This is a genomic window from Rhizobium phaseoli (assembly GCF_003985125.1).
Classification (GTDB): Bacteria; Pseudomonadota; Alphaproteobacteria; order Rhizobiales; family Rhizobiaceae; genus Rhizobium; species Rhizobium phaseoli.
Genome location: NZ_ML133573.1, coordinates 232,477 through 251,753, shown reverse-complemented (window position 1 = coordinate 251,753; position 19,277 = coordinate 232,477). Strand labels below are relative to the sequence as shown.

Annotated in this window: 18 protein-coding genes and 1 pseudogene; 1 reads left to right on the top strand and 18 read right to left on the bottom strand. The window is 62.8% G+C overall.

Annotated features, from left to right (window positions below; translation table 11 throughout):
* Positions 1 to 522: 522 nt before the first annotated feature.
* The 4 genes from EFD56_RS17695 to EFD56_RS17680 form a co-directional block, all read right to left on the bottom strand.
* Complete coding sequence (locus tag EFD56_RS17695; protein WP_064822442.1) at positions 523 to 867, bottom strand: hypothetical protein; 345 nt, start codon at positions 865 to 867, stop codon at positions 523 to 525.
* Positions 868 to 1,093: 226 nt separating this feature from the next.
* Positions 1,094 to 1,399 (bottom strand): hypothetical protein, encoded by a 306-nt coding sequence (locus EFD56_RS17690; RefSeq protein WP_037140458.1) that lies wholly within the window; start codon positions 1,397 to 1,399, stop codon positions 1,094 to 1,096.
* A 181-nt stretch (positions 1,400 to 1,580) separates the two neighbouring features.
* On the bottom strand, positions 1,581 to 2,003 hold the full coding sequence (locus EFD56_RS17685) for a secondary thiamine-phosphate synthase enzyme YjbQ (RefSeq protein WP_064828098.1): 423 nt from the start codon (positions 2,001 to 2,003) through the stop codon (positions 1,581 to 1,583).
* Positions 2,004 to 2,091: 88 nt separating this feature from the next.
* Positions 2,092 to 2,697 (bottom strand): DUF922 domain-containing Zn-dependent protease, encoded by a 606-nt coding sequence (locus tag EFD56_RS17680; RefSeq protein ID WP_184333444.1) that lies wholly within the window; start codon positions 2,695 to 2,697, stop codon positions 2,092 to 2,094.
* A gap of 192 nt (positions 2,698 to 2,889) precedes the next feature.
* Between EFD56_RS17680 and EFD56_RS17675 the strand changes: the two genes are divergently transcribed.
* A complete protein-coding gene (locus EFD56_RS17675; RefSeq protein ID WP_010012190.1) occupies positions 2,890 to 3,135 on the top strand; it encodes a DUF6894 family protein in 246 nt (81 codons plus the stop codon).
* 47 nt (positions 3,136 to 3,182) lie between these two features.
* Here EFD56_RS17675 and EFD56_RS17670 read toward each other — a convergent pair whose 3' ends face one another.
* The 14 genes and pseudogenes from EFD56_RS17670 to dnaG form a co-directional block, all read right to left on the bottom strand.
* The gene (locus EFD56_RS17670) at positions 3,183 to 3,581 is read right to left on the bottom strand and encodes a DUF427 domain-containing protein (protein ID WP_004677716.1); all 399 of its coding nucleotides are present in this window, start codon (positions 3,579 to 3,581) and stop codon (positions 3,183 to 3,185) included.
* Between the two features lie 95 nt (positions 3,582 to 3,676).
* Positions 3,677 to 4,369 (bottom strand): B3/B4 domain-containing protein, encoded by a 693-nt coding sequence (locus EFD56_RS17665; protein ID WP_126905892.1) that lies wholly within the window; start codon positions 4,367 to 4,369, stop codon positions 3,677 to 3,679.
* Positions 4,370 to 4,372: 3 nt separating this feature from the next.
* The gene (locus EFD56_RS17660; protein WP_126905891.1) at positions 4,373 to 5,272 is read right to left on the bottom strand and encodes a DMT family transporter; all 900 of its coding nucleotides are present in this window, start codon (positions 5,270 to 5,272) and stop codon (positions 4,373 to 4,375) included.
* Between the two features lie 627 nt (positions 5,273 to 5,899).
* A pseudogene (locus tag EFD56_RS17655) lies at positions 5,900 to 6,702 on the bottom strand (AraC family transcriptional regulator).
* A 173-nt stretch (positions 6,703 to 6,875) separates the two neighbouring features.
* Positions 6,876 to 7,661 carry an APH(3')-II family aminoglycoside O-phosphotransferase gene (locus EFD56_RS17650; protein WP_126905890.1) on the bottom strand — a complete coding sequence of 262 codons (786 nt, stop codon included), beginning with the start codon at positions 7,659 to 7,661 and terminating at the stop codon, positions 6,876 to 6,878.
* Entirely contained in the window at positions 7,658 to 7,819 is a 162-nt protein-coding gene (locus tag EFD56_RS32660) for a hypothetical protein (RefSeq protein WP_004677707.1), read from the bottom strand. The genes EFD56_RS17650 and EFD56_RS32660 overlap by 4 nt, the downstream gene beginning before the upstream one ends.
* 101 nt (positions 7,820 to 7,920) lie before the next feature.
* The gene (locus tag EFD56_RS17645; protein WP_126905898.1) at positions 7,921 to 9,012 is read right to left on the bottom strand and encodes a DUF930 domain-containing protein; all 1,092 of its coding nucleotides are present in this window, start codon (positions 9,010 to 9,012) and stop codon (positions 7,921 to 7,923) included.
* A gap of 109 nt (positions 9,013 to 9,121) precedes the next feature.
* Complete coding sequence (locus tag EFD56_RS17640; RefSeq protein WP_004677701.1) at positions 9,122 to 9,415, bottom strand: GYD domain-containing protein; 294 nt, start codon at positions 9,413 to 9,415, stop codon at positions 9,122 to 9,124.
* Between the two features lie 203 nt (positions 9,416 to 9,618).
* A complete protein-coding gene (gene rpoD, locus EFD56_RS17635) occupies positions 9,619 to 11,676 on the bottom strand; it encodes an RNA polymerase sigma factor RpoD (RefSeq protein WP_064695924.1) in 2,058 nt (685 codons plus the stop codon).
* A 474-nt stretch (positions 11,677 to 12,150) separates the two neighbouring features.
* On the bottom strand, positions 12,151 to 12,498 hold the full coding sequence (locus EFD56_RS17630; protein ID WP_126905889.1) for a GFA family protein: 348 nt from the start codon (positions 12,496 to 12,498) through the stop codon (positions 12,151 to 12,153).
* A gap of 10 nt (positions 12,499 to 12,508) precedes the next feature.
* Positions 12,509 to 13,546, bottom strand: coding sequence for an L-threonine 3-dehydrogenase (gene tdh, locus EFD56_RS17625; protein WP_126905888.1), 1,038 nt, complete (start codon positions 13,544 to 13,546; stop codon positions 12,509 to 12,511).
* A gap of 179 nt (positions 13,547 to 13,725) precedes the next feature.
* A complete protein-coding gene (locus EFD56_RS17620) occupies positions 13,726 to 14,913 on the bottom strand; it encodes a glycine C-acetyltransferase (protein WP_126905887.1) in 1,188 nt (395 codons plus the stop codon).
* 105 nt (positions 14,914 to 15,018) lie between these two features.
* The gene (gene recQ / locus EFD56_RS17615; protein WP_126905886.1) at positions 15,019 to 16,884 is read right to left on the bottom strand and encodes a DNA helicase RecQ; all 1,866 of its coding nucleotides are present in this window, start codon (positions 16,882 to 16,884) and stop codon (positions 15,019 to 15,021) included.
* A complete protein-coding gene (gene dnaG, locus EFD56_RS17610) occupies positions 16,884 to 18,884 on the bottom strand; it encodes a DNA primase (RefSeq protein WP_126905885.1) in 2,001 nt (666 codons plus the stop codon). The genes recQ and dnaG overlap by 1 nt, the downstream gene beginning before the upstream one ends.
* Positions 18,885 to 19,277 lie beyond the last annotated feature (393 nt).

Below are 19,277 nucleotides of genomic sequence, written 5' to 3'. Positions count from 1 at the left end.
GCATCCGAACACGTTCTTCCATGCGACAAGTCTCCACAAATGGCATCGGAAGCCCTCCCTCCGACGCACTATGACTTGTCAACCATCAACCCGGTTCATTCTGTCAGGGATCTGCCCGGGCTGTACCCTGCCAAGACCCCTCCCCAACCCCTCCCCACAAGGGGGAGGGGCTAGCTGCGGTCCGCCGCGGCCTTCAAAAAGAGACGTCTTTCTGGCTGTTAGCGTTCCACGAATTGCTTCGATGGAAATTATGCGAAGCGGTGCAGCAAGTTAGCCCCTCCCCCTTGTGGGGAGGGGTCAGGGAGGGATGTACTGCGCGCAAAGGCATTCCACAAAAAGAAAACCGCCCTTGCCGATCGGGGAGACTGGCAAAGGCGGTACTTGCAGCGCCGCACGTCTTTCAGACGTGCAAAGGACGCTGCAACACTTTCTCAATTGCTGCATAATTTTATCCTTGGATCGATTCCGATCTAGGGAATTATGCAGTAGCCGCCGCATCGGGGAGACGAGGCGGGATTCTAATTAATATGAGCGACGCAGTGCCGGGCAGCCGCGGACGTTGGCGAAGCTCATTTCGTCGGGGCCGCGGCGGGTCCAGCCCTGGACGACGACGCGGCGCGGGGTGATGTCGACGACGCGGGCGCGGCGGAAACCGTAGTCGCGGGCGAGATCTTCGGCGAGTCTCGGATCACAGCCGCGCGGCCGGCGCTCGAAGCCCGGAGGCGGACGGCGGTAATCGCGCGGCGGCTCACGGTCCTGATCGCCGATAATGATACTGAACTGCGCGGCGGCCGGGGCGGCCGTGCTGGCAAGGGTGCCTGTTATCAGCATGGCGGCAAGACCCGCCTTTGCCAGAAACTGCATCATCGAAAAACCTTTCGTTTCAAAGTCGGTGCGGCCAAGCCGCCGTCCCCCATCTCGCCTGAGGCGTCACCGGGAATCAGTTATACGCAGCAGAGAAGAGACGGCGGAAAGTGGCGCCGTCAAGGCAAAACGGCCGGCAAGCCTTGGATCGGCACTTGCCGGCCGGGTTCCGAATGCGCCGCGTGTCTTTTTGCACACGAAGGACGCTGCAGGCTTTCGGGCCGGTTCGTCAGCGCCGGATCAGCGGGCAGCCGCGGACATTGGCGAAGACCATCCTGTCCCAGCCGCGGTGGTCGCGCCCGGCAACGACGACGACGCGCGGCGACATGCGGGTGATGTGGGCTCTGTGCAGGCCGAAATAACGCGCCTTGCGCACCGCATGCATCGGCGAGCAGCCGCGGATCGGGCGGTGATATTGCGCCTCGACGAGGAAACTCGTCTGCGGCCCGGCGGCAGCCGCCGTGGAAACCGTGGCCGGGATGGATGCAAGGGCGAGCACTGCGGCAAGGCAAGCCTTGGTGAGGAAATGCGTCATCAGGTGTCTCCGTCGATTGGTCTTTGTTTTTTCAACCTCCCGCTGAGGGGATTGTGTCGACAATAAACGCCGTAAACTGAATGGTGCTCGAACCGGCCATTCAGTTTGCATTCACCAGAAGAGGAGCGTTCTCGGCGCCTTTGTCCGATGGGATTCGCGCTCGATCCGCAGCCCCGACCTCTCAGGGCCCGAGATGCAGCACGATTTCGCGCCGGTGCGGCCGGTCGCGATGTTCGAAGAGGTAGATGCCCTGCCAGGTGCCGAGCATCAGCCGGCCGCGCGCCACCGGAATGCCGATCGACACCTGCGTCAGCGCCGCCTTGATATGCGCCGGCATGTCATCCGGCCCCTCGGCCCTGTGCACCACCCAGCCCATCGAAGGATCGGAGGCCGGCGGCACCAGGCGGCGGAAGAAGGCGAGCAGATCGGTGCGCACGTCGGGATCGGCATTTTCCTGGATCAGCAGCGAACAGGAGGTGTGGCGCACGAAGACGGTGAGAAGTCCCTCCTCCCGCCCCGCGGCATTGACGAAGGCTTCAGCCTGATCGGTGAATTCGTAAAGACCCTGGCCGCGCGTGGCCAGGGTGAGGATCGTCTGGGGCACAGGCGCTCTCCGTCTCGCAATGATTTCCCCGGCGAGTTGGCGCACCAGGGGGACCAAGTCAATGCCCGGCTCGGCCAGCAGCCGGCAATCAGGGCCCGTTCACCAGCTTGAGAATGAGCTGCTGGACATTGCCGCCGTCGCCCATTTCCACCTTGTCGAAATCGCGGCCGCGCTGGCGCTGCCTGCCGGAGATTTCGCCGAGGCGGCGGGTCAGTTCGACCCGGATCTTCTTGCACTCCGGGTCATCGGCAACGGCCAGCCCGACGCTCATTGTCTCGATTTCCTTGACCATCTCCTTGATGGTCTCGCCATGCACCCGCTCATGTGCCGCAACGCCCGATACGAAGCTCTCCCAGCTGCTCTTGACGGCGGCCGGCAGCGCGACCGAGGGCTTCGGCAGCGTATAGGTGATGATGAGCTTCGGCTTGTTGGTCGTGATGACGCAGGCGTTGCCCTGCGGTTCGTATTTCCGCGTCCAGGTCAGCTTGAACGTCGTATGCGCGATCACCCGGCTCGCGCCGACCTGAGGTCCCCGCGCCCCGATCGATTCGTAGAGCGCAGCACCCGACGTGCCCGAGATCGCATAGGGCCGCACCTCTTCCACTGCCTGCCATCCTTCGGCCAGTGCTGCGGCCGGCAACGAGGCGAAAACCGCCGCCAACATGCAAGATATGAATTCTGCCCTCACGCGCATCTCCGACAGCAAAGTTTGGCGCGACCCTAACGGCAGCGATCGAAGCTTTCAACGCATCATGCGCCGGCAACGCCGTGTCAGCAGACGGCCCGTGCATGTCGATGCGACGGCTATTTTCCATAGGAATCAACGGCTAGCCGCGGGAACAATTGTCCTCACAAGTGATTTCTCCTCTGACGCGCAGGAAAGAACATGGCTCGCTACTATTTCGATCTGCACAATGGGGAAGGTCCAACGCGCGACGAGCACGGCACGGAGCTCAAATCTCGTGAAGACATTCCAAAAGAAGTGACCCGCATCCTGCTGGATGTGGCCCGCGACGAACTGCCCGCAACCGATCGCATGACGATCGCCGTCACCGTCCGCGACGAACGCGGCGAGCCCGTCACGGTCGCCAGCCTCGTCTTCAGCAATGAATGGCTCGACATGCTGCGATAACGGCCGCCGTTGCCGGCGGCGCCGGCTTTATCGAAGCCAGGCCTGCCTCAGAAGGTGCCGGCTTCCGGAGAGGCCATTTCCTCGATGCTGTCGACGCGGTCGGGATAGAAGGCGAGATGATCCTTGATGTTGCTGACGGCGGCATTCGGCGCCTCATAGGTCCAGACGGCATTCTCGCCGCGTTCGCCGCCCGGAACGATGCTGTAATAGGCGGCATCGCCCTTATAGGGACAATGGCTGCTGTGATCGGTGCGCCGCAGCAGCGACATGTCGACATCCCTTCGCGGGATATACTGTACCGGCGGATAGGAGGCTTCGCGCAGCGTCAGCGCATCGCGGCTGTCGGCGATCGTCCTGCCGCCGAGCGTGACGACGACGCGGCAAGGGTTATGCTCGACGGTGATCGGGTGATCCGGCCCGGGGATCCTGATCGATTTCTCTGACATGGCTTCGTCTCCACAAGCGACCGATCCAGTGAAGATAGGGCGGGCATGCCGCCGGCCCAAGGTGTAACCGCTCCCTTTGCCGAGCGCTACCCGCTTCAGAATTCGAAACGCGGCGATGCTGCGCTGAGCAGCGCCGTTTTCGGCGCCGCCGGCCAGGCCTTCGCCAATTGATCCGCGAGCGTCGCCACCAGCCTGCCGATATCCGCCTCGGCCGAGGCATGCAGCGCCTCGGCAACGATCAGCACCGACCGCGTCGTCTGCCGCACCGCCGAAAGCCCGCTCTGCCGGTTCGTCCAGCGCCGCGCATGCGCCCTTGCCTCGCCATCGGCGAAGATCACCTCGTTTGGCTCGGGATATTCGATATCGCCGCCGAAGGTCAGATAGGTCTCGTCACCCGTCGCCGGCCGGACCTCGAGATCGCCGGCGATCTTTTCGACGTCGAAGACGGCAATGGGAATGGCGGAGGCTAGCGAGACCGCATTGCAGAGATCGACGAGCGGATGCAGGCGCGGCAGCGCGTGTTCCTGACGGAAACGGCGCAGCAGCGCTTCGGAGGCCGAGCGATATTGCGTCGGCTTCAGCCCCATGCGGGAAAAGCCGCGGCGCCAGGCCTGGATCTCCGGAAATTCGCCTTCTTGCGTTGCGGCCAGCCGGTCCTCGGCAATCGCGCTGAAGCTTGTTGTCGCCGCCTCGACATCGACATTCGCATGGATGCCGGTGGCATGGAGGGCGCCGGCGCGAAGCTCGGGAAAGGCCTGCCACAGGGCGGCGGAATGGTTGAAACGCATGGCCTATCTTCCCTCGGCCGGTTGGGTTGTGATGCGATTGCCAGCCAGGGCGAGCCCGAGCACCGCCGCCAGCACGCAGGCAATGCCGGCAAGCTGCCTGAAGCCGACCGGCTCCCCGAGCGTGACGAAGGCGAGCAGGACGGCGGACATGGGTGCCAGCGCGGTAAAGAGCGAGGCTTCCGTGCCGCTCACCCGTTCGGCCCCGGCATACCAGAGCAGGAAGCCGGCGACCGTCGGCACCAGCGCATAATAGCCGACGGCCGCCGCAGCGCTTGCGGAAAAGCCCTGGACGGAAGGCGCCTCGAAGACGGCGGGGATGACGGCCACGGCAAAGCCGATGCCGGTCATCAGTGTCGATTGGGCAAGCGGTGGGATATCGACCGTCAGCCGCTTGTTCAGCAGGATGAACAGCCCCTCGCAGACGACCGCGAGCAGGATCAGCATATTGCCGGCGAGCGAACCGCCGGCCGCATCCGGCGCGAAGGCGATCGAAAGCACGCCGGCCGTCGCCAGCGCCACCGCGAGAAGCAGGGCGGGCTGCGGCCGCTCGCCGAGCAGCAGGATGGAAATTGCCGCAGAGACCACCGGCAGCGTGCCGATGATGACGCCGGCATCGGCCGCCGATGTCAGGCTGAGGCCGGAGATCAGCAGCGTCGTATAGCCGACGCTGCCGGCGCCCGCCTGGATGACGAGGATCAGGCGATCCCGCCAGGGAAGCTTCGGCAGCCGCACGCCGGTCACCCGCATCAGCAGGAGAAAGACCGGAAAGGCGAGCGCGAAGCGCAAGGCGGTGGCGGTAAATGGCGGAAGGCCGGCGGCGATGAGTTTGCTGGCGATGACGGTGCTCCCGACCGTCAGCATGGCCAGCGTCAGATAGACATAACCTTGAACCTGTTTCGACATTCCGCATCTCCTGTGGGATGCGCCGAGGAAACAGCAGGGGCTGCCTGAGGTCTTGAACGAAATTGCAGGGCGGCGGGGGCGACGTTCGGTGAACGCAAGAAGCGGCGTTGAGCGTGCCCTTCGAGGCTTCGCCCTCACGGGCTACGCGCCTCAGGATGAGGGACCTTGGTGGGTGCCGCGCCATTAACCGTGGACGGCAGGAGGGAGCACGGCCGTCAAGAGAGCCTTATCCTGAGGTGCTCGCAGCAGTCTTGAAGGCAAACGCGGCCTTTCAGAGAGCCTCATCCTGAGGTGCCCCGCAGGGGCCTCGAAGGACGAGGCGGGTGCACCGACGTTCGATGACTGCAAGACGCGGCGTCGAGCGCGCCCTTCGAGCTCCGCCCTCACGGGCTACGCGCCTCAGGATGAGGGGCGTTGGAGGGTGCCGCGCCATTAACCGTGGACGGCAGGAGGGAGCACGGCCCTCAAGAGAGCCCATCCTGAGGGGATCGCAGCAGTCTTGAAGGCAAACGCGGCCTTAAAGAGAGCCTCATCCTGAGGTGCCCCGCAGGGGCCTCGAAGGACGAGGCGGGTGGCTCACTCAATTACGGATCGGGCCATCCCAGTGGCGAAGCTCGACGTGCCCGCTCAGAGAAAGCCACCGGCATAGAGCCGCGGCGACAGGCCGTATTTGCGCACGAAGACGCGGGTCATGTGGCTCTGGTCGGCAAAGCCGCTGGCAAAGGCCGCTTCCGCCAGCGGCGTGCCCTGAGCGATCAGCCGGCGGGCGCGATGGATGCGGGCCTGGAGGAGATAGGCATGCGGCGTCAGCCCGGTCGCCTTGGCAAAACCGCGCAGCACCTGGAAGCGGCTGAGGCCGCTTTCCCGGGCGAGATCGGCAAGCGAGACGGCGGCAAGAGGATTGTCGTCGATCAGAGCCCGCGCCATGCGGATGGAGGCCGGCACCGGCGGCCGCTCCTCGCGATCGCCGTCTTCCCGCATGACATCGCGACGAGTTGCAGCAGCAACTCTTCCAGGAGCAGCCCGTCGACCGCCTCTGCCTCGGTCATCGCGTCAAACAGCATCTCGAAGCGGGCGGCGATCGCGCCATTGCGGATGACCGGATGGGGGATTTCCTGCCGCCCTGCCCCGCCGCCGATCTCGCGCGACAGATGGGTGACGATCTCGGGATCGACATAGAGAATGCGCCACGATCTGCCCGCGCCGATCGGCGCGCCGTCATGCACCTCGTTCGGATTGACGGTGATGATATCGCCGGCCGCAGCCTCGACCATGCCGCGCCCGCTCAGCGACCGCTGCGCCCCTGACGAAACGAGGCCGATGCCGAACTGCTCATGGGTGTGCCTGCTGAAGCTGTGATGCGTTGCCGCTTCCACCGCTTCGACCCCGGCCAGCGCCGAGCGCAGCATTCTGAACTGGTTTTTCGCCATCGTCCGTCCGCAGATCCGATTACCGGCCACTCTGCCAGCCGGACGGGGATGGCGCAATGCTTAGAGCATGATGCCGAAAAGTGTGAGCGGTTTTCGGACGACATCATGCTCTAACTCTTTAATTTAGAACAGGATTCAAATTTAAGACCGACCCGGCCTTAAATTATCCTGTTCTAGAAGAACTCGTCGAGCAGTTGGAAATAATGAAGCTTGGCCGGATCCGGAGCCGTCAGCCCATAGCGGTCGAGGAAAGGCCGGATCAGCGCCTCGCCAAAATTGGAAGCGATGCTGCGGCAGGCGAGCGCGATATCCTGGTGGCGGTCGGCGACACCGAGGCGGCTGCAATCGATATAGCCGGAGAATTGCCCATTGGAAGCAACGAAGTTCGGCAGGCAGGCGTCGCCATGGGTGACGACGAGTTCCTCGTCGCCGGGGCGCAGGCGCATGAGGTCGTCAAAGAGTGCCGCAGCGCTTTTTCCAAGCCGCGCCGCATCGAAATCCTCTTCATCGACAATCCCCGCTTGCATGCGCGCTTCCGCAACCGATAGGCGGCTTTCCAGCCGGTGATCGAAGGGGCAGGAGACGATCGGCAGGTCATGGAGATCGGAAAGTGCCGCCGCCAGCAGTTCGACGCGCGTCAGCGGCGTCAGCGCCGATGCGCTGGCAAGATCTGTCCCCGGCAGCGCATTAATCAGCAGCCAGTTGCGCTCGCCGTCGCTTTCCCGAGCGATGACGTCGGGGCACGGCAGGCCAACGGCCTTGAGCCAGGAGAGGCGGGCGGCTTCATCGGCAAGCTCGCCGAACGGCCCGGCCGCCTCGACCTTCAGATAGAGCGCCGGCAGGCCCTCGCCTTGCAGCCGGAAGACGCTTGCCGCGGAACGGCCGAGCGCATCGCGTTCGAACCGGTAGCCGGACAGCCGCTCGCCAAGCGCTGCCGGCAATGTCTTGAGAAATGTCAATGCAGCGTTTCGGCGGGAGCTGCTTCGAGCAGGATCTCGAAGGCCTCTTCGAGGGCCGCCACCAGAATATCGGTCAGCTCGTCGCCCTTGTTTTCCAGAAACAGCGCGCTGACGGCTTCATCCTGACGCTCCAGAAAACGCTCGATCTCGTTCGACATATCATTGTCCCTTCTTCACCGTACCATCACGGCCATAGGGAGAGGCTAGATGCGGTTCCTTGCGTGTGGCTTGTTGCGGGCGGGAAAGATCGCGGCGCGCTTCATTCATTAATATCATACTTCGAATATTGGCTGCGAGGGATCGGCCCTCCAACCTGGTGGGCAAAGGACATCACTTTGGTAGCTCCCTCATCCACCTCGCAGCGGAAACGGACTTGGAACCAGCCCTTGGCGGTGCCAAAGGCTGCATCCTTCACATCGAGAATGGTCCCGGCGCGCAACCCGAAACTCGGCAGTGCGAGCGGGAAATAAGCCGGCGAACCGTGAACAAGCTGGCCCTGAAGCTCGGTGGTGCAGAGCGTGGCCACTCGCTGTTTGCGTGAAAGCCCATCCATCGCGGTCTGCGCAAACACGTTGCCATCTGCAGCCCGCGAAAATAGCGTTTTTGCCTCGCGCAGATCGTTGGTGTCAGGCAGCGTTTTCGGCTTGTCAGCGCTCTTCTGCTCAGGCGGCTTGGTCTGCTCGAAGATGGTCTTGGCGTCGCCGAACGCCTCTGTCGGCGGTCCGTTGCGCTCCGGAGAAACGTCCGTCACCGCCACTTCCGGAAGCTTCACGTCATCCGGCACGGGTCTTGATGGGGGCGCTTCAGGTTTCGGCTCTTCCGCAACAGACATCGGCGGCACCTGCCCTGAGGTGTGCTGCGGCGATGTTTTCGCCGGTTTTCTTTCACCCTCGGAAGAATTCCCCGCAAGGAATTTGTCAGGGCCGCTATTTTTGTCCCCGAACGCGGTGACAGGGTTGAGAGTCGGCATCGGCGGTTTAGCTTGCTCGGAAGCCTTCTTTGCCGGCGGGGGCGGCGGCGGCGGTGGAGGCGGTGGCGGCGGTTGCTTCTTCGCCTGTTCCGGCGGCTTCGGCTCCGGCGGCTTCTCCGGCTTCTTTTCTTCCGGCTTCTTCTCCTCCGGCGGCGGGACGAGCTCCACCTTCACGCTCTCGTCTTCAGGCGGCTTCGGGTCGATTTTCGGCAGGCCGAAAATGAGAAGGGCGATGAGCGGCACATGGAGAAGCACGGACGCGCCGACGCCCCAGCGGATTTCAGGCCGCTGTTCTGGCGCTTCATGCGCTTCTGCCGGTTCGACGTCTTCTTCTGTCACAGCAGCGATGTGGCCTTTAAAGCCGGCAGCATCAAGCCACAAAAGCAAAAAACCGCGTGATCGCTGCCGCGACTATGGCCAGCAGGCCGTCGTCAGTCAGCGCCACGCGGTCTCCGGAGAGCCGTTCCTTGGTATCCGAATTAAGTAATAATCAGCCGAGCGAGCCGATGAGATCCCGATAGGCAGCCTCCGGGAACGCCTTCAGCGTCTCGGTGCGGACATTGCCCGCCATGGCGAGCGACAGCGTAAAATGCGCCATCACCGCATCATCGGGCGCCTCGCAGACGGCGACCATGTCGTGTCCGCCCATCGTCAGATAGAACTGGTTGAAGGAGCCGCCGACGCCGGCGAGCAGTTTCTTCGCCGCATCCAGCCGTTTTGTCGAGTCGCGAACAGTGCGGATGCCTTGGTCAGTCCAATCGATCAAAAGAATGTAAGTGGTCATGTCGCACCTCCTAACGGAGGATTGGCCGACAGGTACACATCGACCTCGCTCGCGCGTCGCGATCGATCCCTTCCCCCGTGGGCCGCAATTATAGCCTTGTCACCAGGCAGCGACAAGAAAGCAGCCTTGATCATTGGTGTTAATCACCAAAGCAAAAGCCGGGCACGAGGCCCGGCTTTCCCAATCGCAGTGGCGTCGAAACCTCAGCTGTCGAGGAACGAGCGCAGCTTGCGCGAACGGCTCGGGTGCTTGAGCTTGCGCAGCGCCTTCGCTTCGATCTGGCGGATACGTTCGCGGGTAACCGAGAACTGCTGGCCGACTTCTTCGAGCGTGTGGTCGGTGTTCATGCCGATGCCGAAGCGCATGCGCAGCACACGTTCCTCGCGCGGCGTCAGCGAGGCGAGAACGCGGGTGGTCGTCTCGCGCAGGTTCGCCTGGATGGCCGCATCGATCGGCAGCAGCGCGTTCTTGTCCTCGATGAAATCGCCGAGATGCGAATCCTCTTCGTCACCAACCGGGGTTTCGAGCGAGATCGGCTCCTTGGCGATCTTCAGGACCTTGCGGACCTTTTCGAGCGGCATGGCGAGCTTTTCAGCCAGTTCTTCCGGCGTCGGCTCGCGGCCGATCTCGTGCAGCATCTGGCGCGAGGTACGGACGATCTTGTTGATCGTCTCGATCATGTGCACCGGAATGCGGATCGTGCGGGCCTGGTCGGCAATCGAGCGGGTGATCGCCTGACGAATCCACCAGGTCGCATAGGTCGAGAACTTGTAGCCGCGGCGGTATTCGAACTTGTCGACCGCCTTCATCAGGCCGATATTGCCTTCCTGAATGAGGTCGAGGAACTGCAGGCCGCGGTTCGTGTACTTCTTGGCGATCGAGATGACGAGGCGAAGGTTCGCTTCGACCATTTCCTTCTTGGCGATGCGCGCTTCGCGCTCGCCCTTCTGCACCATGTGCACGATGCGGCGGAATTCCGAGATCGAGATGCCGGTCTCGGTCGCCAGATTCTGGATCTCCTGGCGGATGTCGCGGATCGTCGTGTTTTCGCCCTTGGCGAATTCCTTCCAGCCGCGGGCGGCCAGATTGCCGATCGACTTCATCCAGTTCGGATCGAGCTCGGCGCCCTGATACTGTTCCAGGAAGCTATCGCGCTTGACGCCGTAGGATTCGGCCAGACGCAGCAGGCGGCCCTCGTTGGAAACGAGGCGCTTGTTGATGTCGTAGAGCTGCTCGACCAGGGCGTCGATGCGGTTCTGGTTGAGCGACAGCGACTTGACGGCCTTGATGAGCTCATCCTTGAGCTCCTTGTAGCGGCGCTCCTGGGCTGAAGACAGCGTGCCGGACGCCGACAGGCGCTGCTCGACCTGCTGGTCCTGCAGCTTGCGCAGCTTCTTGTAGGTCTCGGCGATCGTATCGAGCGTCTCCATCACCTGCGGGCGAAGCTCGGCTTCCATCGCCGCCAGCGAAAGGTTGGATTCGTCCTCGTCCTCTTCCTCCTCTTCCGGAGGCAGGCCTTCGCCGCCGACATCGGTGATGTCGTCATCGCCGGAGCGGGCGCGGCGGGTCTTTTCCTTCTCTTCGGCAGCCTTGCGGTCGGCCTCGATCTTCTCCGGGCTCTGGAACTGCGGCGCAGCCTTGGCCTCAGGACCGGAATAGGTCGTTTCGAGATCGATGATCTCGCGCAGCAGCGTCGTGCCTTCGTTGAGCTCGTCGCGCCAGATGATCAGCGCCTGGAAGGTCAGCGGGCTCTCGCAGAGGCCTGCGATCATCGTCTCGCGGCCGGCCTCGATGCGCTTGGCGATGGCGATTTCGCCTTCGCGCGACAGCAGCTCCACCGAGCCCATCTCACGCAGATACATGCGCACAGGATCGTCGGTACGGTCGGTCGGTTCTTTTTTCTTGGCGGTCGCAAGCGCGGTGCCGCCGGAAGGCGCGAGTTCGCCGCCTTCGCTGTCGTCGTCGCCGCCGGCATCGTCGTCATCGCCGCCGCCGGAAGCGCCGGCTTCCTCGGCTTCTTCGTCCTCGATGACGTTGATGCCCATGTCCGACAGCATCGACATCGTGTCTTCGATCTGCTCGGACGTCACTTCCTCGGACGGCAGAACGGCGTTGAGCTCATCCATCGTCACATAGCCGCGCTTCTTGGCGGCCTTGATCATCTTCTTGACCGCGTCGTCGGAAAGATCGAGAAGAGGGCCGTCGCTTGCGCCGTCGCGTTCGACTTCCGCGTCTTCGTTCTCTTTGACCTTGGTTGCCATTTATATCGTCGCCTTCCTGACGCTATCCAATCTCGCTACGGTGAATGGGCCGCCTCAGGGCCGGACGCGTCGCTCGCGCCGCCCTAGAATCACCTTTGCCCACCTAACGGGATGACATTTAAAGCCTGATTAACCACGATCGCCGGCACCGGACAGTAAAGCTTTTTTGCTTTTGGAGTTCCGGCCATGGTTGCGCGATCCGCCTTGACCCAGTTCACCGTTTCAACAAGTCGAACGGTGATTCCCACATTTTTTGTTCTCGTCAAGCTTTTCCAGAAAAAAAGCTCACGAAATATCGGAAAAAGCCTTATCCACAGGCTTTGAACCGCGGCTGCGATTGCGAACCTTATTTAAGAAGCGTCGAACAAAAGACAAGGGCAGCTTAGATTTTGCCCGTCGCAGCAGTTGTTTCGGCCGTTTTTGCAGTTTTTCCGCGGTATATTCGCCGGTTCCGGCAGACACCATGCTCCGTGTCTAATGCGCGGCACCGTCATAGGCCGTCACGTTCAGCGCGCCGAGATCGATCGCCGGGATGCAACGCAGATTGATCGACGCCATGGCAGCGCCATTCGGGGCCGCCCCCTCGCCGAAGGGCGCAATACCGCACTTGGCGCAGAAGTGATGCCGGATGACATGCCTGTTGAAAGTATAGGTCGAGATATTCTCTTCCGGCGTCTTCAGAACCAGCTTGTCGCGCGGCACGAAGGCCAGAATCCCGCCGCGCCGGCGGCAGAGCGAACAGTTGCAATCGAGCGCCTCGGTGAATTCGCCTTCGACCTCGAAAGCAACGTTGCCGCAATGGCAGCTTCCTTCATAAATCATCTCGTCCTCCTCACATCCAATCCATGACGACCTTGCCGGAGTTGCCCGACCGCATCGCCTCGAAGCCGTCGCGAAAATCGTCGATCTTGATCCGATGGGTGATGATCGGCGACAGGTCCAGGCCGCCCTGGACAAAGGCGATCATCTTGTACCAGGTCTCGAACATCTCGCGGCCATAAATGCCTTTGAGATTGAGCATCTTGAAGATCACCTTGTTCCAGTCGATCTCGAAGCCCGCCGGCGCAATGCCGAGAATGGCGATCTTGCCGCCATTGTTCATCTTGTCGATCATGTCGCGGAAGGCGGGGGCTGCCCCCGACATTTCCAGCCCGACGTCGAAACCCTCGGTCATGCCGATCGCCTTCATCACGTCGGCGAGATTTTCCTTCGAGGCATCGACGACGTGGTCGATGCCGAGCTTGCGCGCCAGATCCAGCCGATGCGGATTGATATCGGTGATGACGACCTTGCGGGCGCCCGAGCGCTTGGCGACGAGCGCCCCCATGATGCCGATCGGCCCGGCGCCGGTGACGAGCACGTCCTCGCCGACGAGATCGAAGGAGAGTGCGGTGTGCACGGCATTGCCGAACGGATCGAAGATCGCGGCGATCTCGTCTGAAATATCGTCCGGGATCGGCACCACATTGCTTTCGGGAATGCAGACGAACTCGCCGAACGAGCCCGGCCGGTTGACGCCGACGCCGAGCGTGTTGCGGCAGAGATGCCCCCTGCCCGCCCGGCAGTTGCGGCACTTGCCGCAGACGATATGCCCTTCGCCGGAAACCCGCTCGCCGACATGATAGCGGGTGACGGCCGAGCCGATCTCGGCGATTTCGCCGCAAAATTCATGGCCGACGACCATCGGCACCGGAATGGTCTTCTGCGCCCATTGGTCCCAATTCCAGATATGGACATCGGTGCCACAAATCGCCGATTTCTTCACCCGGATCAGCACATCGTTCGGCCCGACCTCCGGCACCGGCACATTCTCCATCCAGAGCCCGACCTCGGGTTTCGATTTGACCAGCGCCTTCATCATGTTCGACATATCTGTTCCCTTGGTCCGTGCCCTATTTCTGCCCCTCATCCGCCTGCCGGCACCTTCTCCCCGCCCGCGGGGAGAAGGGGATATGCCGCACTGGCTTCGCCACCCCTCGAGCCGCGTTTGGCGCGTCCCCTCGCCCCGTTCACGGGGAGAGGGTTAAGGTGAGGGGCAATCCCTCATTCTCAAATCACACCCAGCTCCCGCCCGGCTTCCGCAAAAGCCGCAATCGCCCGCTCGACATCCGCCCTGGGATGCGCCGCCGACATCTGCGTGCGGATGCGCGCCTGGCCTTTCGGCACAACCGGGAAGGAGAACCCGATCACATAGATGCCCTTCCTCAGCATCAGGCTCGCCATGTCCTGGGCAAGCTTGGCGTCGCCGAGCATGACCGGGATGATCGGATGGCCTTCGCCGGCGAGCGTGAAGCCGAGCTTGGTCATCTCGGTTCGGAAGAGATTGGCATTGTCGGAAAGGCGCTTGCGCAGGGCGTCGCCATTTTCGATCAGGTCGAACACTTTCAGCGAAGCGGCAGCAATGACCGGCGCCAGCGTGTTCGAGAATAGATAGGGCCGCGAGCGCTGCCGCAGCCATTCGACGACCTCGGCCTTCGCCGAGGTATACCCGCCCGAGGCGCCGCCGAGCGCCTTGCCGAGTGTGCCGGTGATGATGTCGATCCGGCCCTCGACGCCGCAATGTTCCGGCGAGCCGCGGCCGTGCCTGCCGACGAAGCCCACCGCATGGCTGTCATCGACCATGACCATGGCGCCGTATTTCTCGGCGAGATCGCAGACGCCGCCCAGATTGGCGATGATGCCGTCCATCGAGAAGACGCCGTCGGTGGCGATCAGCTTGAAGCGGCTGCCTTCGGCCTTTTTCAGCTCTTCTTCGAGTGCCGCCATGTCGTTATTGGCGTAGCGGAAGCGCTTGGCCTTCGACAGCCTGACACCATCGATGATCGAGGCGTGGTTCAGTGCATCCGAAATAATCGCGTCCTCTTCGGAGAGCAGCGTCTCGAACAGGCCGCCATTAGCGTCGAAGCAGGAGGAATAGAGGATGGTGTCTTCCATGCCGAGGAAAGAGGAAATCCGCGCTTCGAGCTGCTTATGCTCCTCCTGGGTGCCGCAGATGAAGCGCACCGAGGCCATGCCGTATCCATAGCGGTCAAGCGCCTGCTTGCCGGCCTCGGCCAGTTCCTCATTGTCGGCAAGGCCAAGATAATTGTTGGCGCAGAAGTTCAGCACGCGCTCGCCGGTCGAAATGGCAATCTCGCCCGCCTGCTTGGAGCTGATGACCCGTTCGGACTTATAGAGCCCGGCATCCTTCAGCGCCGAAATCTCGGCGCGGAGATGGGAGAGAAATGGCGAGGTCATGGGCGGCCCTTCCTGATGTTTTTTATAGCGTCCGGGTTAGCATATCGCCATCGGCTTGTCTTGTTCAGCGCGGGCCGAGATCGGCAGGCACATCGGCCGATCCGTTCAATCGTCATGCGCCAGGATGATCTCCAGGAAGGCGTCGCCATAGCGTTCGAGCTTCGCCTGCCCGACGCCGGATATGGCGAGCAGTTCCTTGTGGCTGCGCGGCCGTTCCGTGGCGAAAGCGATCAGCGTCGTATCGGGGAAGACGACATAGGGCGGCACGCCGAGCGATTTGGCGATCGCCATGCGCTCGGCCCGCAACGCCTCGAAGAGACTGCCGTCGGCGCCCGACAAGGCCGATTTGCGCTCACTGCGCTCCACCTTCTTCGTGCGCCGCTCCGAGGCGGGCCGGTCCTTGCGGAAGAATACCTGTCGCTCGTGCTTGAAGACGGCGCGCGCTTCCGGCTCCAATTTAAGCGCCCCATAGGCCTCGTGATCGACCCGGATCAGCCCCATGGCGAGCAGCTGCCGGCAGACGGATTGCCAGGTGCGAACAGGAATGTCCTTGCCGGCGCCGAAGACGGGCATATCGACATGGCCGAAACGTTCGGTCTTCTCGTTGACATTGCCGACGAGCACATCGATGACGTGGCCGGTGCCGAAACGCTCGCCGGTGCGATAGACGGCAGCCAGCGCCTTGATCGCCGCGTCCGTGCCTTCCCAGGTCTCGACCGGCTTCAGGCAGGTGTCGCAATTGCCGCACTGGCCGGCATGGGCTTCGCCGAAATGGGCGAGGATCGCCTGCCGGCGGCAAGAGGCGGTCTCGCAGATCGCTAGCAAGGCATTGAGCTTGGCGCGCTCGACCCGCTTGATCTCCACGGCGGCATTGCCCTCGTCGATCATCCGGCGGCGCTGGATGACGTCGGCCATGCCATAGGCCATCCAGACCTCGGACGGCAGGCCGTCGCGGCCGGCGCGCCCGGTCTCCTGGTAATAGGCTTCCACCGAACCCGGCAGGTCGAGATGGGCGACGTAGCGCACATTCGGTTTGTCGATGCCCATGCCGAAGGCGACGGTGGCAACCAGGCAGAGGCTCTCTTCCTTCAGGAAGGCATCCTGATTGGCGTCACGAAGCGCCCGGTCCATGCCGGCGTGATAAGGCAGTGCACGAACCCCCTGCCCGTTCAGCCAGTCGGCCGTGTCCTCGACCTTGGCGCGCGACAGGCAATAGACGATGCCGCTGTCGCCCTTATGGTCGGACAGGAAGCGCAGAAGCTGCTGACGCGGCTGGTCGCGCTCGACGATCTCATAGCTGATGTTCGGCCGGTCGAAGCTGGTGGTGAAGATCTCGGCAGCATCGAGCCCCAGCCGCTCGACGATATCGTCGCGCGTATGCGGATCGGCCGTTGCCGTCAGCGCTATTCTGGGAACACCGGGATATTGCTCGCCAAGCCGGCCGAGCTCACGGTACTCCGGCCGGAAATCATGCCCCCATTGCGAAACGCAATGCGCTTCATCAATGGCAAACAGCGCGATCTTCTCATTGGCGATCAGCTCGCGGAAGCCGTCGGTCAGGATGCGCTCCGGCGTCACATAGAGAAGATCGAGCTTGCCGGCCGAAAGCGCGCGGCGGACCTCGACGAATTCCTCCCGCGACAGCGACGAATTGAGTGCGGCAGCGCGGATGCCGAGCTGCTTCATCGCCTCCACCTGATCGCGCATCAGCGCGATCAACGGCGAAACGACGATGCCGACGCCATCGCGGCAGAGCGCCGGAATCTGGAAGCACAGCGATTTGCCCGCGCCTGTCGGAAACAGCACCACCGCATCGCTGCCTGAGACGACGTGCTCGACCACCTGCTGCTGCTTGCCGCGGAAGGAGGAGTAGCCGTAAACCTGCTTCAACACCTCGAGCGGCGAGCGGGGCGCGGAAAACAGCGCATCGGAGGCGGAAAAGCCAGCTTCGTTGCCTTCGCTCAGCGACATCAGTGGTTCGCCGCCCCTTTGACGCGGCCAGAAAGCACGCCGAAGCCGTCGATGATCGCCTCCTGGTTCTCCAGGCGTACGCCTTCCAGATGCACTTCCTGCTGTGCCCGTATCAGCTGAACGATCGCCTCGCCGTCACCGGCTTCGGTCGCCAGCGCAATCTCGCGTTCGAGCTCCATCTTCTGCCGGCGCAGCGCCTTTGCCCGTTTGTGGAAGGCAAGCGCCTGGCGATAGCCCTCACGCGCATCTTCCATCGCCGCCTCCTCGGTCGCCGTCCAGAGCCTGGCATTGCGCACCTGCTGGTCGAGGCTCTTGATCAGCGGGCCGAAGCCTTCGAATTCCAGCCGTTCGGTCAGGTAGTCGCGCGTCAGATGCGGACCGGCAACGGCAGCCGCTGCCCCAAGCACCGCCGACCACAACCGTTGCAGCTCGCGGCTGTCATATTCGATGGCGGCGATCTCGTCATAATCGTCGATCATCAGCGCCGGATGATTGACGATGGTGAGCGCCAGCACGCTTTCGCGCAGCGCCGTATTGTCCCGATGGCCGCGCACGGGGCCGGAGCGGGCCAGCCGGTCGGAAATCAGGCTCGGGCTTTTCGGCCCTGCCTTACCGGCATTGTCGCGGCCCGCCCGGGAATTTCCGCTGAAACCGCGCCGCTCGCCATTGTTGCGGTTCTGGAACTGCGGCAGGAAGAAGGCGTTCAGCCGGTCGCGGATATCCTGCTGGTAATGACGGCGCACATTCTCGTCAGCGATGACGGCCACAAGCTGCTTCAGCCGCGCCTCGAGCTCGGCGCGTGCCTCGGGCGTATCGAACTTGCCGGTGTTGATCTCCCGGCTCCACAGCATCTCCGAGAGCGGCTTTGCCTGGCTCATCACCTTGTCGAAGGGGGCTCGGCCCTCGTCGCGCACCAGATCATCCGGGTCCTTGCCGTCGGGCAGAAGCGCAAAGCGGACGGAGCGGCCGGGCTTCAGATGCGGCAGCGCCAATTCGGCGGCACGATTGGCGGCGCGGATGCCGGCGCCGTCGCCGTCGAAGCAGAGCACCGGCTGCGGCACCATCTTCCAGAGCAGCTCGAGCTGGTTTTCAGTGAGCGCCGTGCCGAGCGGCGCAACGGCGTTCTCGACGCCCGCCTGATGGAGCGCGATCACGTCCATATAACCTTCTACGGCAATGATGGTGCCGCTCGCATTACCGTCCTGCTGATCGCCGCGGCCCGGGCCCTGGATGGCGCGGCGCGCGCGGGCGAAATTGTAGAGCACATTGCCCTTGTGGAAGAGCTCCGTCTCGTTCGAGTTCAGATATTTCGCCGGCGCATCCGCCGACATGGCGCGTCCGCCGAAGGCGATCACCTTTTCCCGCGACGACAGGATCGGAAACATGATGCGGTCTCGGAAGCGATCGTAGGAAACCGGCACGTTCTCGTGGACTACAAGGCCGCAGGCCTCGATCTGCTCCTTGGAGACGCCCTTGCCGGCGAGGAATTCCTTGAGCGCATTGCGGCTGTCGGGCGCATAACCGAGGCGGAAGGTCTCGATGGTGCGCCCGGTCAGCCCGCGGTCGCGCAGATAGGCGCGCGCCTTCGCACCATTGGCCGTCTGCAGTTGGTCCTGGAAGAAGGCCGTCGCCATTTCCATGACGTCGATCAGCGAGCCGCGTTCCTTCTCGCGCTTTTCCATGACAGGATCGGCAAGTGGCATCGGCACGCCGGCCATATCGGCGATCTGCTGCACTGCCTCGGGGAAACTCAGGCCCTCGAGCTCGGTGAGGAAGCGGAAATGGTCACCGGTGACGCCACAGCCGAAGCAGTGATAGCGGCCCTTCCGGTCCTCGCAGTGAAAGCTCGGCGATTTCTCGCCGTGGAACGGGCAGCAGGCCCAGTAATCGCCGCGAGAAACGTTGGTCTTGCGCTTGTCCCAGCTCACACGGCGCGCGATCACGTTCGAAATCGGAACGCGGTCACGGATCTCATCGAGAAAGGTGTTGGAAAAGCGCATTTATACCTCTTGGCCAGCCTCCATATAAGCTGCTTTGCCGCACCACGCCATGAAACTTGTCACGAAAACCCGCTATTCACAGGCAAGTGCACCGGTCACTGATGGCGTCGCTTATCCAATCAAAAACACGTTATCGCCCCTGCGACAGGGGTGCGACATTATTGTCCTCGCAAGGCCCAAATTCCGCCGATGCGACAGCGCCAGGAAAAAGGCCCGCCTTTCACGCCTCTCGAATAAATCGTTTTAAAACAAGTTATTATTGCTCGCCGCAACCGCAGGCTCTCATCCTCGCGCCGCCCGTCGAGCCTGCGCTTCGACACCTCCAAAACCGACATTTCCGGCAATCATTATTTTTTTGTAATTTGAATAGGCTGCCGCACCGCAATAAGTTGG

Coding starts and splice junctions, on each gene's coding strand:
- dnaG (WP_126905885.1), bottom strand. CDS start 18,884: ATGCGCTTTTCCAACACCTTTCTCGATGAGATCCGTGACCGCGTTCCG.
- EFD56_RS17660 (WP_126905891.1), bottom strand. CDS start 5,272: ATGTCGAAACAGGTTCAAGGTTATGTCTATCTGACGCTGGCCATGCTG.
- EFD56_RS17665 (WP_126905892.1), bottom strand. CDS start 4,369: ATGCGTTTCAACCATTCCGCCGCCCTGTGGCAGGCCTTTCCCGAGCTT.
- EFD56_RS32660 (WP_004677707.1), bottom strand. CDS start 7,819: ATGTCGAACGAGATCGAGCGTTTTCTGGAGCGTCAGGATGAAGCCGTC.
- EFD56_RS17690 (WP_037140458.1), bottom strand. CDS start 1,399: ATGACGCATTTCCTCACCAAGGCTTGCCTTGCCGCAGTGCTCGCCCTT.
- EFD56_RS17630 (WP_126905889.1), bottom strand. CDS start 12,498: ATGATTTATGAAGGAAGCTGCCATTGCGGCAACGTTGCTTTCGAGGTC.
- EFD56_RS17670 (WP_004677716.1), bottom strand. CDS start 3,581: ATGTCAGAGAAATCGATCAGGATCCCCGGGCCGGATCACCCGATCACC.
- recQ (WP_126905886.1), bottom strand. CDS start 16,884: ATGTCGCTGAGCGAAGGCAACGAAGCTGGCTTTTCCGCCTCCGATGCG.
- EFD56_RS17680 (WP_184333444.1), bottom strand. CDS start 2,697: ATGCGCGTGAGGGCAGAATTCATATCTTGCATGTTGGCGGCGGTTTTC.
- EFD56_RS17620 (WP_126905887.1), bottom strand. CDS start 14,913: ATGACCTCGCCATTTCTCTCCCATCTCCGCGCCGAGATTTCGGCGCTG.
- EFD56_RS17675 (WP_010012190.1), top strand. CDS start 2,890: ATGGCTCGCTACTATTTCGATCTGCACAATGGGGAAGGTCCAACGCGC.
- rpoD (WP_064695924.1), bottom strand. CDS start 11,676: ATGGCAACCAAGGTCAAAGAGAACGAAGACGCGGAAGTCGAACGCGAC.
- tdh (WP_126905888.1), bottom strand. CDS start 13,546: ATGTCGAACATGATGAAGGCGCTGGTCAAATCGAAACCCGAGGTCGGG.
- EFD56_RS17695 (WP_064822442.1), bottom strand. CDS start 867: ATGATGCAGTTTCTGGCAAAGGCGGGTCTTGCCGCCATGCTGATAACA.
- EFD56_RS17640 (WP_004677701.1), bottom strand. CDS start 9,415: ATGACCACTTACATTCTTTTGATCGATTGGACTGACCAAGGCATCCGC.